Here is a 14667-nt window from a genome sequence, read left to right on the forward strand (position 1 = left end):
GGGTCAGGGGCAGGCGGTCAGGGCGGCGGTTTTGGCGTTCGAGTAGCGGGTTTGGGCGGACATGAAGGCGTCTTCGTTGCTGGTGCCGAGGGCTAGGTTGGTTAGTTGGGTGCTGAATGCTGTTGCGGCTTGGGAGTATTCGGTCAGGGCGGATTTGAAGTCGGCGGGGACTGGCGTGTTCGTCAGGGCGTCGGCGACTTTTGTGCCTGCGGATTTGAGGGCGGTGGCGGCGTCGGTCAAGGTGGGGAGGGCGACTTCGGCGGGGGCGTGTTCGTCGGCGCGTTTCTTGACGGCGTCGAGTTTGAAGCTGGCTTCGATGGCGGCGGAGAAGAATGTGCTGCAGACGGTGTTCATGCGGGCCGTGGCGGCCGCGGCCGCGGAGGTGGAGGCGCTCGCCACCGAGGAGCGGTAGGCGGTGACATCGGCATTATTGGCGATGCCGTGGCCGTCGATCGTGCTGGAGCAACCCACCGCTATCAAGCCCGCGCTCACCACCGCGACCGCCAACAGCATTCCGAGAGTTTGTCGCTTCAACGCCCCTCCTCAGTACCCCCGATTTGGTCGCTGATCTGCAGCTGTCTACACTAGACCGGTTGCCTGGGCACACCTGTGTCCGTATGCGCCTCGCGCGTGCGGCGTGTTGAACCCCGGGCAGCGAATCATTCGGCCGAGCAACCTCGGCCGGAAAGAGCCGAATTGTCGTAGGCCCACGACCGCCCGTGTGACGGTGCTGAATGGGAACCGCGGCGAGAAAGGTAGCGGTCAACTTATGACCATGACAGATCCGATCGCAGACTTCTTGACCCGTCTGCGCAACGCCAACTCGGCGTACCACGACCAGGTGAAGGCTCCCCACTCGAAGATCAAGGTGAACATTGCCGAGATCCTCAAGCGTGAGGGCTACATCGTCGACTACCGCGTCGAAGACGCCCCCGTCGGCAAGTCGCTGATCGTCGACCTCAAGTACGGCCCGAGCCGTGAGCGCTCCCTGCAGGGTGTGCGCCGCGTGTCGAAGCCCGGTCTGCGCGTGTACGCGAAGTCCACCAACCTGCCCAAGGTGCTCGGTGGCCTGGGCGTGGCGATCATCTCCACGTCCACCGGCCTCCTGACGGACCGTCAGGCCAAGCAGCAAGGTGTAGGCGGGGAAGTCCTCGCCTACGTCTGGTAAGGGAGGTAGGAACAATGTCGCGTATCGGTAAGAAGCCGATCCCGGTTCCCGCCGGCGTCGAGGTGACCATCGAAGGCCAGAACGTGTCGGTCAAGGGCCCCAAGGGCACCCTGTCGCACGTGGTCGCCGAGCCGATCACCATCGCCCGCGCGGAGTCCGGTGAGCTCGAGGTCGTTCGTCCGAACGACGAGCGTCAGAACCGCTCGCTCCACGGCCTGACCCGCACCCTGATCAGCAACATGATCGAGGGTGTCACCAAGGGCTACGAGAAGAAGATGGAAATCTTCGGCGTCGGTTACCGCGTGCAGGCCAAGGGCTCGAACCTCGAGTTCGCCCTGGGCTACAGCCACGCGGTTCCGGTCGAGGCCCCCGAAGGGATCACCTTCGCGGTCGAGGCCCCGACCAAGTTCTCGGTGTCGGGTATCGACAAGCAGAAGGTCGGCCAGATCGCCGCGGTGATCCACGGCCTGCGTAAGCCCGACCCGTACAAGGGCAAGGGCATCCGCTACGCCGGCGAGGTCGTTCGCCGCAAGGTCGGAAAGACGGGTAAGTAAGCCATGGCACGTACTGAAAACCAGAAGGCCAAGCGCCTTCCGATTGGCACCGATGCGTCTACCGCGCGTCGTCTGTCCAAGACTCGTCGCCACTTCCGTCTTCGTAAGAAGGTCGTCGGAACCACGGAGCGCCCCCGTCTGGTGGTCAATCGCTCCGCGCGTCACCTGCACGCTCAGCTCATCGACGACTCGATCGGCAAGACCATTGCCGCCGCGTCCTCGGTCGAGGCCGATGTTCGTGCATTCGAGGGTGACAAGTCCGCCAAGGGCGCCAAGGTCGGCGAGCTCATCGCCGCCCGCGCCAAGGCTGCCGGTATCGAGGCGGTCGTGTTCGACCGTGGTGGTCACGACTACCACGGCCGTATCGCGGCGCTTGCGGATGCCGCCCGTGAAGGTGGGCTGAAGTTCTGATGATTGCTAACACCAAGGGAAGGAACGTCTGATGCCGGGACGTCAGCGGCGTGACGGCGGAAACAACGGTCCCGCCGGACAGAACAACAGTGGCCCGAACGACCCTAACCAGCGTGGTGGCGGCCGTGACCGTCGCGGCGGTGGCGACAACCGTCGGGACCAGGCCGAGAAGAACCAGCTCGAGCGCGTCGTCGCGATCAACCGCGTCTCCAAGGTCGTGAAGGGTGGTCGTCGCTTCAGCTTCACCGCCCTCGTGATCGTCGGTGACGGCAACGGTCTGGTCGGCGTCGGCTACGGCAAGGCCAAGGAAGTTCCCGCGGCCATCCAGAAGGGTGTCGAGGAGGCTCGCAAGAGCTTCTTCCGCGTCCCGATGATCGGCTCGACCATCGTCCACCCGGTTCAGGGTGAGGCGGCGGCCGGTGTCGTCATGCTGCGTCCGGCTTCGCCCGGTACCGGTGTGATCGCCGGTGGCGCGTGCCGTGCCGTGCTCGAATGTGCCGGTATCCACGACATTCTGTCGAAGTCGCTCGGTAGCGACAACGCCATCAACGTCGTGCACGCCACCGTTGCCGCGCTGAAGATGCTGCAGCGTCCCGAAGAGGTTGCCGCTCGCCGCGGTCTGCCGATCGAGGATGTTGCTCCGCACGGCATGCTCCGTGCTCGTGCGGGACAGGGGGCCTGATATGGCACAGCTCAAGGTGACCCAGATCAAGTCCAGCATCGGCGCCAAGTCGAATCAGCGCGAATCGCTGCGCACCCTCGGGCTGCGTGGCATCCGCCAGGAAGTGGTTCGCGAGGACAACGCGCAGAACCGCGGCCTGATCAACGTCGTGCGCCACCTCGTAACCGTTGAGGAGGTTCAGGCATGACCATCAAGTTGCACCACCTGCGTCCTGCCCCGGGCGCCAAGACCGATAAGACCCGTGTGGGTCGCGGTGAAGGCTCCAAGGGTAAGACCGCGGGCCGCGGTACCAAGGGTACGAAGGCTCGTAAGAACGTTCCGGTCCGCTTCGAGGGCGGGCAGATGCCGATCCACATGCGTCTGCCCAAGCTGAAGGGGTTCAAGAACCCGTTCCGCACCGAGTACCAGGTCGTCAATGTCGGTGATATCGCTCGGGTGTTCCCCGAGGGTGGCACCATCGGCAAGGCCGAGCTGGTCGCTGCCGGTCTCGTTCGCAAGAACGAACTGGTGAAGGTGCTCGCCGAGGGCGAAATCGGTGTGGCCGTTCAGGTCTCCGCCGACAAGTTCTCCGGCTCTGCCGCGGAGAAGATCACCGCGGCCGGTGGCACCACCACCGTGCTGGGCTGACCAGTAACCTGAATACACAGCGGCACCGGGTGAGCTGAGAGCTCACCCGGTGTCACTGTTAGAGTTCAAGTGTTGTCTGCCAACACCGTCATGGGGATCGGCGTTAATCCTTCGCTGAAGCCATGGCCTGACCCATGTCGTTAGCCAGGAGGATGTGTGCTTTCCGCCTTCGTGTCGGCTTTCCGGACTCCGGACTTACGGCGGAAGATTCTCTTCACGCTGGGCCTGATCGCGCTCTACAGGCTCGGCGCCTCGCTGCCCTCGCCAGGCGTCAGCTATAAGAACGTCCAAGAGTGTGTGAACCTGGTTTCCGGTGGCGATTCCGCCGGTATCTACCAGCTGATCAACCTCTTCTCCGGCGGAGCTCTGCTCCAGCTGTCGGTGTTCGCGATCGGCATCATGCCGTACATCACGGCGAGCATCATTATCCAGCTGTTGACCGTCGTGATTCCGCGGTTCGAAGAACTGCGTAAAGAAGGCCAATCGGGTCAGAACAAAATGACCCAGTACACCCGATACCTGGCGGTCGCGCTGGCGGTCCTGCAGGCCACGGGTCTGGTGGCGCTCGCTTCGCGCGGACAACTGCTGCGCGGGTGCCCCAAGGACATCCTCGACGACACCTCCATCTTCGGCATGATCATCATCGTGCTGGTCATGACCGCGGGCGCGTCCCTGGTCATGTGGTTCGGCGAGCAGATCACCGAGCGCGGTGTCGGTAACGGCATGTCGCTGCTGATCTTCGCGGGTATCGCGGCGCGTATTCCGTCCGAGGGCAAGTCGATCTATGACAGCCGTGGCTGGGGCGTGACCGCTCTGGTTGCCGCCGCCGCCCTGGTCGTGATCGTGGGTGTCATCTTCGTCGAGCAGGGCCAGCGCCGGATTCCGGTGCAGTACGCCAAGCGTGTGGTCGGCCGCAAGATGTACGGCGGTTCCTCGACGTATCTGCCGTTGAAGGTCAATCAGGCCGGTGTCATCCCGGTGATCTTCGCGTCCTCGCTGCTGTATCTGCCGAACCTGCTGGCCCAGCTGACCCAGAAGACCGCGGGTGAGCCGGCCAAGTGGCAGGAGCTGATTCAGAAGTACCTGGTCAACCCGAGCAACCCGGTGTACGTCGGGATCTACTTCGCGTTGATCGTGTTCTTCACCTACTTCTATGTCGCGATCACCTTCAATCCGGAGGAACGCGCGGACGAGATGAAGAAGTTCGGTGGCTTCATCCCGGGCTATCGCCCCGGTAAGCCGACCGCGGACTACTTGAACTACGTCCTGAGCCGGATCACCCTGCCCGGCTCCATCTACCTCGGTGCTGTCGCTGTGCTGCCGAACCTGCTTCTGGGTATCGGCTCCTCGGGCGGTATTCAGAGCCTGCCGTTCGGTGGCACCGCGGTGCTGATCATTGTGAGCGTCGGCCTCGATACCGTGAAACAGATCGAGAGCCAGTTGATGAACCGAAACTACGAAGGGTTCCTGAAGTGAGACTCGTACTGCTCGGCCCGCCCGGGGCCGGTAAAGGCACGCAGGCCGAATTGTTGTCGGAAAAGCTCGGTGTTCCGCACATCTCCACGGGAAACCTGTTCCGCACCAACATTGCCGAGCAGACCCCGCTGGGTCGCGAGGCGCAGCAGTACCTGGACACCGGTCACCTGGTGCCGTCCGACGTGACCAACCGCATGGTCGATGCCCGCATCGCCGAGCCGGACGCCGCCAATGGCTTTGTGCTGGACGGCTACCCGCGCACCGTGGATCAGGCCGAGGCGCTGGAGAAGATGCTGAAGGAAGCGAGCCGCGAGCTCGATTCCGTGCTCTGCTTCGTGGTCGATGAAGATGTCGTGGTCGGTCGCATGCTGGCCCGTGGCCGCGGCGACGACACCGAAGAGGTCATCCGCAACCGCATGCGCGTCTACCGCGAGGAGACCGAGCCGCTGCTCGAGCACTACGACGGGCTCGTGGTGTCGGTCGACGGCGTCGGCGAGATCGACGAGGTCAATGTGCGGGCCATGCAGGCGCTGGGTCGCTGAATGGTCTTCGGCCGTAAGACCAAGAAGGTGGTGCCGTTCCGCACCGCCGGTGAACTGGACGCCATGGCGGCGGCCGGCGCTATCGTCGGTCGTGCGCTGGTGGCGACGCGTGCTGCCGCCAAGCCCGGGGTCTCGACCCTGGAGTTGAACGAGGTCGCCGAGCAGGTCATCCGCGATGCGGGGGCGGTCCCGTCCTTCCTGGGCTACCACGGTTTTCCGGGGTCCATCTGTTCGTCGGTGAACGACCGTGTCGTGCACGGCATCCCGTCGAAGGACGATGTGCTCACCGAGGGCGACCTGGTGTCGATCGACTGCGGCGCGATTCTGGATGGCTGGCACGGTGATTCGGCCTGGACGTTCGGGGTCGGCAATATCATCGAGGCCGATCGGCTGCTGAGCGATGCCACCCGGATGTCCATGGAGGCCGGGATTGCCGCCATGCTTCCGGGCAATCGGCTGAGCGATGTCTCGTACGCCATCGAGATGGGGACGCACGCCGCCGAGCAGGAGCACGGCCGCGCCTACGGCATTGTCGACGGCTATGGCGGTCACGCCATCGGCCGCGAAATGCATATGGACCCGTTCCTGCCGAACGAGGGCAAGCCGGGCAAGGGCCCGCTGCTGCGTGTCGGTTCGGTGCTGGCGATCGAGCCGATGCTGACGCTGGGCACCACCGAGACCAAGACTCTCGAGGATGACTGGACGGTCGTCACCATCGATGGTTCGCGTGCCGCTCACTGGGAGCACACGGTCGCGGTCACCGAGGACGGCCCGCGCATCCTCACTCTCCGCCCGGAGTAATCCGGTTTCAGCTTGTACGGCGAAGGCCCGCTCCGCGATTCGGAGCGGGCCTTCGTCATGTTCGGGGCCGCTTCTTACCGGGGATCGCGGCTCGCAGGTGGTTCGATGGAAACCATGAGCGACAAAGTCGTAGTCATCACCGGAACCTCCACCGGGATCGGCCTCGCGACCGCGGCAGCGGCCGTACGGTCCGACTTCACCACCGTGGCGACCCTGCGGAATCTCGACCGCGCGGACGCGGTGCGATCGACCGGCGCGGACGTCCGCCAACTGGACGTGACCGATGCCGACTCGGTGGCGGAGTGCCTCGCGGGCGTGATCGCCGACTACGGCCGCGTGGACGCCATCGTCAACAATGCGGGCGCCTCCGTGCTGGGCACCGCGGAAAACCTTTCGATGGACGACTTCCGTCGCGCCATGGAGGTCAACTACTTCGGCGTCGTCGAGCTGACCAAGGCGGCCATGCCGCACCTGCGCGCCACTGGCGGCCGAGTGGTCACCGTGACCAGCGTCGGCGGCATCGTGGGCCAGCCCTTCAATGAGGCCTACTGCGCCGCGAAGTTCGCCGTTGAGGGCTTCATGCAAAGCCTGGCCCCCGTCGCGGCCAGTGTGGGAGTGGGCATCTGCGTCATCGAACCCGGCGCTGTCACAACGGAATTCGTCGCCAACGCGGGCATCGAACCCGCCAAGGAAATCGCCGAAGCAGGCCCCTACGCCCCGGCCCTGCGCGCCTACATAGAACGCACCCTCGGCGCATACACCGTAGGCCAAACCCCCGAAGATGTAGCGGCGGTCGTAATGCAAGCCCTGACCACCGACCCCATCGTCTTCCGCAGGCAAACCTCCGACGCCGCAAAGGCTTTCGTAGCCTCCACCCTCGCCGACCTCGACGGCTCCGCCATCCTCAACCTAACCTCCACCTGGGTCCGCTGACCTCGACCGGGTCCGCACCCCATCTGTTCGGCTCACACCTTCTATCGGGGACCCATAGCGGGTGCGTGCCAAACAGATGGGGTGTGTGCACCACTGGACCCGGCGGTGCTTGGGTCCGCTGACCCGGCACGAACTTTGAGCGGTACACACCCCGTGCGTTCGGCTCGCACCCCGTTTCGGTGATCGATAACCGGTGTGCCGAACAGATGGGGTGTGGACCACTGGATCCGGCCGTGCTTGGCCCTATGGGAGTGGGTCGCCGGCCGGACTGGTCGTTCTCTTCGGTTGGCGGGGAGGGGGTCGGGCGGCTAGCTTAGGGCCCGAAGTTGATGGGCCGAGGAGGGACATGTCCGGAGAGACAACCGGCGTGCAGGGTGATCGAGGGTTGCTGGGGCGGATCGCGGATACCGCGGCCGCGCAGAATCTCGGGGCACATCGGATGGCGTATCCGGCGGTCAAGGGGGCGGGGCGGCTGGATCTGTATGAGAACGGATTCACCGCCGTGCTGGACGGGTCGACTGTCCGGGTGGGGCGGTACGACTCGGCGCAGGTCAGTCAGAACGTGGTGCGGGTGCATCGCAATGGCGTGCATACGCACACCACGCACGAGTATCGCGTCACCGATGTGAATGGTGCGGAACTGCGGCTCACAGAGGCGATTCGGGGTCCGGAGGAGTGGGGGCCCGCCCTGGTGGAGGCGGTCGCGGTGCGGCAGGCCGCCGGAGCGGTGGACGCGGTGCGGGCGGGGCGGCGAGTCGAGTTCGGGTCGTGGTGGCTGTCGGCAGCGGAGCTGGGTACGGGGCGCAAGGTCATTGCGTTGCAACAGCTTCGCGGCTTTCGGGTCGATCAGGGCACCGTCACGGTAGAGGCCGGGGAAGACTTCCGTGTCACGCGTAGAGTGGGGGAGATCCCGAATTTCCTGGTATTCCGCTACCTGCTGCGGCAGCTGCGCCCGGACCTGCCGGAGTCAGCGGGCAAGATCTTCGCACGGCGGCTGACCGTGCGCGGTTTCAATCGCGCGGTCGCGCTCGCAGCGGTCATCGCATTCGGCATTGCCTGCGTGAGCAATTGGCCGGTGCACAAGGCTGAGCTATGCGGCAAGCTCTCGGACTTGCAAGCAGCCAAATCCGAACTCACCGACCAATTGAAGGCCCTACGCGATGCGGCCGATAACTATCGAGGCGAGCAGCAGGACGCCGTCCGCTCCGACAGCGACAAGCTCGACAAGTTCACCGGCTCAGGCCGCCACTGGCTGAAGGACTCCGACCTGGACGGTGCAACACCCGCGATCCGCACTGTCTGCCAAGCAAATTCGTTCGCCAGAGGGCACTGAGATGAACCGCGATATCCAGAGTCTGTTGCTGAGCTCGGCCACCCTGGTGCTAGGCGCACTGGCAATGGTGCTCACGACCAGCTGGGTCCTCCCCATCGGAATGCTCGTCCTCGGTGGCATCGGCCTCCTACTGGCCCTGATAACCCCAGCCCGCGAAACCGGCCCCGACCGCCGCCTACACCTCCAGTAACCCACCACCAGAGCCATTCGCCGCCGAGGGAGCTCTCATGGTGGAAATCGGGGCTCAATCACACCACCAGTGCTCCCTGATCTTGGTGCGCCATCCCGAATGCATCTAGGTCGAACTGTCACGCCGACTGCGGACAGCCACGAGAGCGCCTGACTCGCCGCGACATTCGCCAGCCGGACCGAATCACTGCCGCTGTGGCAGCCAGCCCGAGTCCGTCTATTGCTGCGTTGGCGAGCACACCTGGCGTGGGGTGAAGCAGTTCGCAAGCGGTCATTGCCGTAGGCGGTGGCGTAGCTCGTCGGCGAGTTGGGCGGCGGTGTCGCGGAGGGCCTCGGCGAAGGGGTGGCGGCTGTCGGGGCCTGGTTGGCGGTAGGCCAGGACGGTTCGGCGGAAGGCGGCCGGGTCGTCGATGCGGATGATGGAAACCGTTGCGGGGAGGGCTGGTACGAGCAGGCCGGGGACGATGGTGACGCCGAGTCCGGCGGCGACCAGGCCCAGTTTGGCGGCCCAGTCGCGGGCTACGTGCGCGATCGTGGGTTGCCAGGCGGGATCGGACCAGGCGCCGAGGAGTGTGCTGCGGGGGTTTTCGCTGCCGGTGATCCACTGTTCTTCGCGGAGGGCGGCAGGCTGGACGCTGGTGTGGCCCGCCAGCGGGTGGGTGGGGTGCACGGCGAGGTTCAGCGAATCATCCAGCAAGGTGGTGAGTTCCACGCCGTCCGGGGGTTCGATGATGCCGGAGAGCACCGCCATGTCGATGCGGCCTCGGGCGAGTGCCGTGAGCAGGCCGGGGCTGTTGCCCTCGCGCAGTCGCACTTCCAGTCCGGGATTGCTGTGTGTCGCAGCGGCTATGGCGCGGGGGGCGAGTGCCGCGGTGGCGGTGGAGAATGCTCCGACACGTATGCGGCTGGGCGGCTGAGGGTTTCGCAGTTCCTCGCGGGCGATGGCGAGGGCGTCGAGCACGGAATCGGCGTGGCGGAGCACGATGCGGCCCGCCTCGGTTGGTCGTACCCCGCGCGCTTGGCGTTCGAACAGCGGTTGCCCGGCCGCCTGTTCCATCAGTGTGATCTGCCGCGAGATCGCGGACTGCGTGTATCCCAGACGTTCCGCGGCCCGCGTGAACGACCCGCTCCGAGCCGCCTCGCGCACGACGCGCAGCCCGCTGACAGTGAACTCACCCATGCCTATCCGTGATACCAGGTATGCGAGAGTCTCGCTGGTCGCATGCCTGCTTCGCCCGTAGTTTCGCTGGTGTGAGCCCTATCGAAAACAAAGCCCTGATCCGCGGAATCTTCGAGCAGATGGCACGGGGCAACGGCCGCGCCCTCACCGACGCCATGTCGGACGAGTGCCGCTGGACCTTCCCCGGCGAGTGGTCCTGGTCCGGTACCTGGGAGCCGAAATCCACCGTCGTGCACGGCCTCCTGCGCCCGCTCCTCACTCAATTCGCCGACTACCGCAGCGAGGCCGACCTGATCCTGGCCGATGACGACCGCGTAGTGGTCCAAGCCCGCGGCATCGGCACCACGGTCGCGGGCGAGCCCTACCCTCAGACGTATTGCTTCCTCTTCCGAATCGCGGACGGCCGCATCACCGAGGTGATCGAGCACTGCGATACGGCATTGGTCGAACGGGTCCTGAAGACCATGACCCGGCCCGCTGCTTGACCGCGATCCGGCTACGACTCCAAGAGGATGGTGACGGGCCCGTCGTTGACCAGCTCGACATGCATGTGCGCGCCGAATACTCCGGTGGCGACGGTCGCCCCGAGCTCGCGCAGGCTGGCCGCGAAGGTGTCGACCAGCGGTTCGGCCACCGGCCCGGAGGCGGCGGCATTCCAGGAGGGCCGCCTGCCCTTGGCAGTGTCGGCGTAGAGGGTGAATTGGCTGATCACCAGGATGGGCGCGTTCAGATCGGCGGCCGATAGTTCACCGTCGAGAATTCGCAGCCGGAAGAGCTTGTCGGCCAGCGTTTTCGCGGTGGCCTCGGTATCGCTGTGGGTGATCCCGACCAGCGCGACCAGCCCCTGCGGCGCCCCGTGCGCGGCCGGATCGATCCGCCCGACCACCACGCCGTCCACGCTGACCTGCGCCGAACTCACCCGCTGCACCAGTATCCGCACAGCGTCGATCTTTCCAGACCCCAGTTTCGTTCGCCCCCTGCCGCGCGGACCGGCTCACCTGTCGGTACCGTCGAGCGTGAATTTTATTGTGCGCCACCGTCAGTTCACGAAACTAGGCTGTGCTGGCACACACATAGTTGACTTTGGGCGGAGCGACGGAAGTTACCGATGGCTGAAATCAAAGACACGACGGTCTGGCCGGACCTGAAGAAAGCGGCGGACGGGGGGACGCTGAAGTTCGAGTCCGCCGCGGCGGAGACGGGTGCGCAGGCGGCAGCGGAGCTGGTGGGCGCGCTCCGGTATTACCGGGATATGGCCGTGGATCTCGCCAAAGTGAATCCGATCGGTGATTTGCCGTCGGGCGGGCTGCTGGCCACCAAACTCGCCGATACCGGCCAGCTGCTGCTGGATTCGCTGGACGCGCACATCCTCGTCGCGACCGATATGGGCGAGACCTTCAAGGCGGCGGGCCGGGCGTATCTGCTCGCGGAGCACGCCTCGGCGGATTCGTTCCGGTATCAGAACACGGCCATGCCGACCAAGGCCGTCGATCAGGGTCTGACGGCTCCGAAGGGCGAGAGGTACAAGCCCAAGGTCACCGGAGGCCGAGCGCCGACCAACGATGGCGGCCGCAGCCTGCACGACGATTTCCCGGACAGCCTGAAGAAGTATCACGTCGACATGAACAAGCAGAACATGTCGATCCACCTGGAAGCACCGGATTCGATGACCTGGGCCGCGATGTATGACCTCGGTCAATCGATGAAGCCGGATCCGTACTCGGATGCGAGCGAGCTGTGGAAGTTCCTGGCGGGCAAGATCGACGAGAAGATGGGCGCGTTCACCAATAAGATTCAGGGGCTGAAGAAGTCCTGGGACGGTCCGCCCGGGGGTGGTGCGGAGCAGGCTCAGGCCGCGGTCGTGCAGTACGCGAACGATACGAAGCCGCTCGTCGACGGCATGAAGGTCCAGGGTGAGCTTCTGCATTACGTCTATCAGTGGATGAAGAAGACGACTTATGTCATGCCCAAGACCAGGGATCAGCCGTCGAGCTGCGATAAAGGCGAGGCCCTGCGCGATATGCAGGGCGAATACAAGAAGCATTATTACGACGGCGCGGAAAACACCGCGACCACGGTGACGCAGCTTCCCCCGCCGACCAAGAAGCCGGAGCCGCCGAAGGTTCCGGAGCCCAAGCCGGAACCGAAACCCGAGCCGAAGCCGAACCCGAAGGGGGACGGGGACGGCGGTGGTGGCGGCGATCAGTCGGGCGGCGGTGGCGGAGGCAGCCATTCGGGCGGCGGTGGCGGCAGCCAAGGGGGCGGCGGTAGCCAGTCCGGCGGCGGAGGCGGCCAGGCGAAGGCTCCGACCATGCCCAATCTGGATCCGACCAAGCCACCCACCACGGATCCGACCAAGCCACCCACGACCGATCCGACCAAGTCGACCACGGATCCCACCAAACCCACTGTCGATCCGAGGTCGAACACCACGCTGCCGGTCAATACCGGCTCCGGGTCCACAGGCACCGGGTCCGGGTCGGCGAGCCCCTCGTCCAGCAATTCGAGTGGCAGCTCGGGCATTTCCTCGCTGACCAGTGCGCTCAGCTCCTTGGTCAGTGCGGGATCGACTGCGATGCAGCAGTTGCCGAGCATCATCACGGCGCTGGAATCCGCGGTGAAGTCGACCGATACCGCGACGCTTGCTTCGCTGCTCGGAGTGCCCGAGGACAAGTTGACGGCCGCGATCACGGCGGTCGAGCAGAATCCGGCCAAGCTGGCCGAGCTGGGGCAGCTGCTGGGTCTTTCGACGACCACGACCGATGCCACGGTGCCGGTCGACACCACGGCTTCCGGTGCGACGGCGGTGACGCCTACATCCGCGCAGGTGACGACGACTCCCGCGGCCGGGCTGCCCGGCGGCCCGGCGGCGGGGCTGACCAACCTGTTCCCGCGCGCGGGACTCTTGGATGGCGGTTTCATCCAGCCGGTATCCGGTGTGACAGCTGGTATTTCGGACGCTGTGCTGAATGGCTCGGCCACTTCCGGTGCCGATGCCGAGCCGCCCGCGGTGGACTTCGTCGCGGCGCTCTCGCATATCGGTGAGTCGCAGGTCGAGGTGAAGCCGGTGGCCGAGGCGTGAGCTGGAAATTCACTGACGTCGAGTTCAAGATCCTGTGCAATCGATATCGGGAGGGGGCGCTGCCTTCGCCCTTCGTGTATCTCGCTCGGACTCGGGTGGACGACGACTACCAGCGCGAGCTCCGAGAGATCGGTGCGGAGCTCGACGCACGGCTGGATCCGAGTTTCCGCGCGATATTCGAGACGGTCGCGCGCCCAGAGATTTTCATCGGCGTGCATGGCTGGCATGACGCCGATATGGAGAATCCGGACAAGCATCTGCGGGTGCATGGTGCGTTGCGCGGACGCCGCGCGTTGGTGCTGATTCAGCAGCCGGGTGAAACTATGGATCACAGCCGTGAGGTCACGCTGATCGAGTGTGAGCCGGAGGAGTTGGCTCGGTTGCTGGTGGCGCAGCTGCCGGAGGTCGAGGCGGGCCGATCGGGTCCTATAAATCTCCATACGGAACCGGCGACCCCGGATCCCTATGAGGCGCCGCGTGCTTCGGCCTTCGACAGCTTCGAGGAGACCGCGGAAAGCCGCAGTCTGCGCTTCCTGTCGCTTCCGGCCGATCAGACCGGTGCCATGCAGATCCTGCAGGGCCGCTCGAAGTACGGTCCGCGTGGTGTCGCGGAGTCGACGCTGGTGTGGCGCGATCTTCCGGGTGACGGCCGGTATCTGATCGATCTGGATACTCCGACGCGGACCGCGGTGGGTGTGGACGCGCGCAAGCTCACCGCTCACATCGACGGAGTCATCGGCCGGATTCTGGCGCGCATGGAATCGCGCGGCGAGCAAGACGAACTCTGAGTGCGGGCGGTGGGATTCGGAAGGAATCCCGCCGCCCACATCATTCGGCCCGGCTCGGCCATCGGGTTCACGGAGCAGTTGCGCGGACTCAGGAGGCGGCCAACATCGAATCGTTCCAGATCAAGCGAATTCAGAGGATGTAGGGGAATACGGTCAGATCGTTGGTCGCGATCCCGATACCCGTGCCCGCGCCGATCGCGCCGCCACCGGCCGTGCCTGCGGCGACACCGACCGCCGCGCCGATAACGCCGCCGATGATCGCTCCGGGAATGGCTCCGAACCCGGCGACGGGCGCGCCGATGAGTCCGCCGATGACCGCGCCCACTCCGGCACCCACGACTCCAGCCCCGACCGCGCCGAGCCCGGCGCCGATGCCGCCACCGATCACCGCACCATTGTCCTGCGGCGTGTACAGCGCGACCGGCTTGATCTGCGCGGGCTTGGGGAGTGCGGCGTGAAGGTCGGCCACGGGCGCGGCGGTGTCCTCCGGCAGGTAGTACGCGATCGGCTGCACAACCGGTGCGGCCTGCGCGATTGCGGGCTGCGCGACGGGGGATTCGGTGTTGACGGAGGCCGTCGTGCCGGGCTGTCCGGTGACCGATTCCGCGGCGGCGGGTCCTGCCACGCCTGCCAGTGCGATGGCGGAGGGCAGCGCGATCGCCACGGTGCGGAGTCCGGTCATGCGGGCGGAACGGGTCATCGAAGAGTCCTTTGGGTAGGAAGATCAATAGTCACAGTTTAGTAACTGGGTCTGTAACCGTTATTTCCGGGTCGTAAACATTTGCGTCCACGTCGGATGTGACCGGAAGGTGTGCTGGCTGCGGCGTCCGGAGAACCGGCAGGTCCGTGCGGCGCAAATGTGCCTGTGGCGTGCCTCGGCCGATCCGGCCCACGCCGCCGA

At 65.4% G+C, this 14667-nt stretch carries 19 protein-coding genes; 15 read left to right on the forward strand and 4 right to left on the reverse strand.

Annotation, left to right across the window (positions count from 1 at the left end; all coding sequences use genetic code 11):
* Nucleotides 1-3: 3 nt before the first annotated feature.
* Nucleotides 4-534 (reverse strand): hypothetical protein, encoded by a 531-nt coding sequence (locus tag AB0N05_RS21670; protein ID WP_364696980.1) that lies wholly within the window; start codon nucleotides 532-534, stop codon nucleotides 4-6.
* A 235-nt stretch (nucleotides 535-769) separates the two neighbouring features.
* Between AB0N05_RS21670 and rpsH the strand changes: the two genes are divergently transcribed.
* The 12 genes from rpsH (at nucleotide 770) to AB0N05_RS21730 (ending at nucleotide 8717) form a co-directional block, all read left to right on the forward strand.
* On the forward strand, nucleotides 770-1168 hold the full coding sequence (gene rpsH / locus AB0N05_RS21675) for a 30S ribosomal protein S8 (RefSeq protein ID WP_364696983.1): 399 nt from the start codon (nucleotides 770-772) through the stop codon (nucleotides 1166-1168).
* 14 nt (nucleotides 1169-1182) lie between these two features.
* Nucleotides 1183-1722, forward strand: coding sequence for a 50S ribosomal protein L6 (rplF, locus tag AB0N05_RS21680; protein WP_364696986.1), 540 nt, complete (start codon nucleotides 1183-1185; stop codon nucleotides 1720-1722).
* 3 nt (nucleotides 1723-1725) lie between these two features.
* Nucleotides 1726-2133: a 50S ribosomal protein L18 gene (gene rplR, locus AB0N05_RS21685; protein WP_364696989.1), complete on the forward strand. Its 408-nt coding sequence runs from the start codon at nucleotides 1726-1728 to the stop codon at nucleotides 2131-2133.
* A gap of 31 nt (nucleotides 2134-2164) precedes the next feature.
* On the forward strand, nucleotides 2165-2815 hold the full coding sequence (gene rpsE / locus AB0N05_RS21690) for a 30S ribosomal protein S5 (RefSeq protein ID WP_364696992.1): 651 nt from the start codon (nucleotides 2165-2167) through the stop codon (nucleotides 2813-2815).
* Between the two features lies 1 nt (nucleotide 2816).
* A complete protein-coding gene (gene rpmD / locus AB0N05_RS21695; protein ID WP_364696995.1) occupies nucleotides 2817-3002 on the forward strand; it encodes a 50S ribosomal protein L30 in 186 nt (61 codons plus the stop codon).
* A complete protein-coding gene (gene rplO, locus AB0N05_RS21700; RefSeq protein WP_364696998.1) occupies nucleotides 2999-3442 on the forward strand; it encodes a 50S ribosomal protein L15 in 444 nt (147 codons plus the stop codon). The genes rpmD and rplO overlap by 4 nt, the downstream gene beginning before the upstream one ends.
* 156 nt (nucleotides 3443-3598) lie before the next feature.
* On the forward strand, nucleotides 3599-4918 hold the full coding sequence (gene secY / locus AB0N05_RS21705) for a preprotein translocase subunit SecY (protein ID WP_364697001.1): 1320 nt from the start codon (nucleotides 3599-3601) through the stop codon (nucleotides 4916-4918).
* Complete coding sequence (locus tag AB0N05_RS21710) at nucleotides 4915-5460, forward strand: adenylate kinase (RefSeq protein WP_364697004.1); 546 nt, start codon at nucleotides 4915-4917, stop codon at nucleotides 5458-5460. Before secY ends, AB0N05_RS21710 begins: the two co-directional genes overlap by 4 nt.
* A complete protein-coding gene (map, locus tag AB0N05_RS21715) occupies nucleotides 5461-6261 on the forward strand; it encodes a type I methionyl aminopeptidase (protein ID WP_364697007.1) in 801 nt (266 codons plus the stop codon). It abuts the gene before it with no gap.
* Between the two features lie 114 nt (nucleotides 6262-6375).
* Nucleotides 6376-7194, forward strand: a complete 819-nt coding sequence (locus AB0N05_RS21720) for an SDR family oxidoreductase (protein ID WP_364697009.1) — start codon at nucleotides 6376-6378, stop codon at nucleotides 7192-7194.
* Nucleotides 7195-7540: 346 nt separating this feature from the next.
* Nucleotides 7541-8527, forward strand: a complete 987-nt coding sequence (locus tag AB0N05_RS21725) for a DUF6585 family protein (protein ID WP_364697012.1) — start codon at nucleotides 7541-7543, stop codon at nucleotides 8525-8527.
* A gap of 1 nt (nucleotide 8528) precedes the next feature.
* Nucleotides 8529-8717, forward strand: coding sequence for a hypothetical protein (locus AB0N05_RS21730; protein WP_364697015.1), 189 nt, complete (start codon nucleotides 8529-8531; stop codon nucleotides 8715-8717).
* Nucleotides 8718-8987: 270 nt separating this feature from the next.
* Here the strand turns inward: AB0N05_RS21730 and AB0N05_RS21735 are convergent, their stop codons facing one another.
* Nucleotides 8988-9896, reverse strand: coding sequence for a LysR family transcriptional regulator (locus AB0N05_RS21735; protein ID WP_364697018.1), 909 nt, complete (start codon nucleotides 9894-9896; stop codon nucleotides 8988-8990).
* Nucleotides 9897-9967: 71 nt separating this feature from the next.
* Here AB0N05_RS21735 and AB0N05_RS21740 point away from each other — a divergent pair, with 71 nt between their 5' ends.
* Nucleotides 9968-10381 carry a nuclear transport factor 2 family protein gene (locus tag AB0N05_RS21740; RefSeq protein ID WP_364697021.1) on the forward strand — a complete coding sequence of 138 codons (414 nt, stop codon included), beginning with the start codon at nucleotides 9968-9970 and terminating at the stop codon, nucleotides 10379-10381.
* An 11-nt stretch (nucleotides 10382-10392) separates the two neighbouring features.
* Here AB0N05_RS21740 and dtd read toward each other — a convergent pair whose 3' ends face one another.
* Nucleotides 10393-10836, reverse strand: a complete 444-nt coding sequence (gene dtd / locus AB0N05_RS21745) for a D-aminoacyl-tRNA deacylase (protein WP_364697024.1) — start codon at nucleotides 10834-10836, stop codon at nucleotides 10393-10395.
* Nucleotides 10837-11004: 168 nt separating this feature from the next.
* Between dtd and AB0N05_RS21750 the strand changes: the two genes are divergently transcribed.
* Nucleotides 11005-12978, forward strand: coding sequence for a hypothetical protein (locus tag AB0N05_RS21750; RefSeq protein WP_364697027.1), 1974 nt, complete (start codon nucleotides 11005-11007; stop codon nucleotides 12976-12978).
* On the forward strand, nucleotides 12975-13766 hold the full coding sequence (locus AB0N05_RS21755) for an ESX secretion-associated protein EspG (RefSeq protein ID WP_364697030.1): 792 nt from the start codon (nucleotides 12975-12977) through the stop codon (nucleotides 13764-13766). Before AB0N05_RS21750 ends, AB0N05_RS21755 begins: the two co-directional genes overlap by 4 nt.
* Nucleotides 13767-13896: 130 nt before the next feature.
* Here AB0N05_RS21755 and AB0N05_RS21760 read toward each other — a convergent pair whose 3' ends face one another.
* Entirely contained in the window at nucleotides 13897-14466 is a 570-nt protein-coding gene (locus tag AB0N05_RS21760) for a hypothetical protein (RefSeq protein ID WP_364697032.1), read from the reverse strand.
* Between the last annotated feature and the right edge of the window lie 201 nt (nucleotides 14467-14667).

The organism is Nocardia sp. NPDC051030, from assembly GCF_040683015.1.
Taxonomy (GTDB): Bacteria; Actinomycetota; Actinomycetes; order Mycobacteriales; family Mycobacteriaceae; genus Nocardia.

Excerpts from the sequence above, each read along its gene's own strand:
- rpsH (WP_364696983.1), top strand. The coding sequence starts at position 770 with ATGACCATGACAGATCCGATCGCAGACTTCTTGACCCGTCTGCGCAAC.
- rplF (WP_364696986.1), top strand. The coding sequence starts at position 1,183 with ATGTCGCGTATCGGTAAGAAGCCGATCCCGGTTCCCGCCGGCGTCGAG.
- rplR (WP_364696989.1), top strand. The coding sequence starts at position 1,726 with ATGGCACGTACTGAAAACCAGAAGGCCAAGCGCCTTCCGATTGGCACC.
- rpsE (WP_364696992.1), top strand. The coding sequence starts at position 2,165 with ATGCCGGGACGTCAGCGGCGTGACGGCGGAAACAACGGTCCCGCCGGA.
- rpmD (WP_364696995.1), top strand. The coding sequence starts at position 2,817 with ATGGCACAGCTCAAGGTGACCCAGATCAAGTCCAGCATCGGCGCCAAG.
- rplO (WP_364696998.1), top strand. The coding sequence starts at position 2,999 with ATGACCATCAAGTTGCACCACCTGCGTCCTGCCCCGGGCGCCAAGACC.
- map (WP_364697007.1), top strand. The coding sequence starts at position 5,461 with ATGGTCTTCGGCCGTAAGACCAAGAAGGTGGTGCCGTTCCGCACCGCC.
- AB0N05_RS21720 (WP_364697009.1), top strand. The coding sequence starts at position 6,376 with ATGAGCGACAAAGTCGTAGTCATCACCGGAACCTCCACCGGGATCGGC.
- AB0N05_RS21725 (WP_364697012.1), top strand. The coding sequence starts at position 7,541 with ATGTCCGGAGAGACAACCGGCGTGCAGGGTGATCGAGGGTTGCTGGGG.
- AB0N05_RS21730 (WP_364697015.1), top strand. The coding sequence starts at position 8,529 with ATGAACCGCGATATCCAGAGTCTGTTGCTGAGCTCGGCCACCCTGGTG.
- AB0N05_RS21735 (WP_364697018.1), bottom strand. The coding sequence starts at position 9,896 with ATGGGTGAGTTCACTGTCAGCGGGCTGCGCGTCGTGCGCGAGGCGGCT.
- AB0N05_RS21750 (WP_364697027.1), top strand. The coding sequence starts at position 11,005 with ATGGCTGAAATCAAAGACACGACGGTCTGGCCGGACCTGAAGAAAGCG.
- AB0N05_RS21760 (WP_364697032.1), bottom strand. The coding sequence starts at position 14,466 with ATGACCCGTTCCGCCCGCATGACCGGACTCCGCACCGTGGCGATCGCG.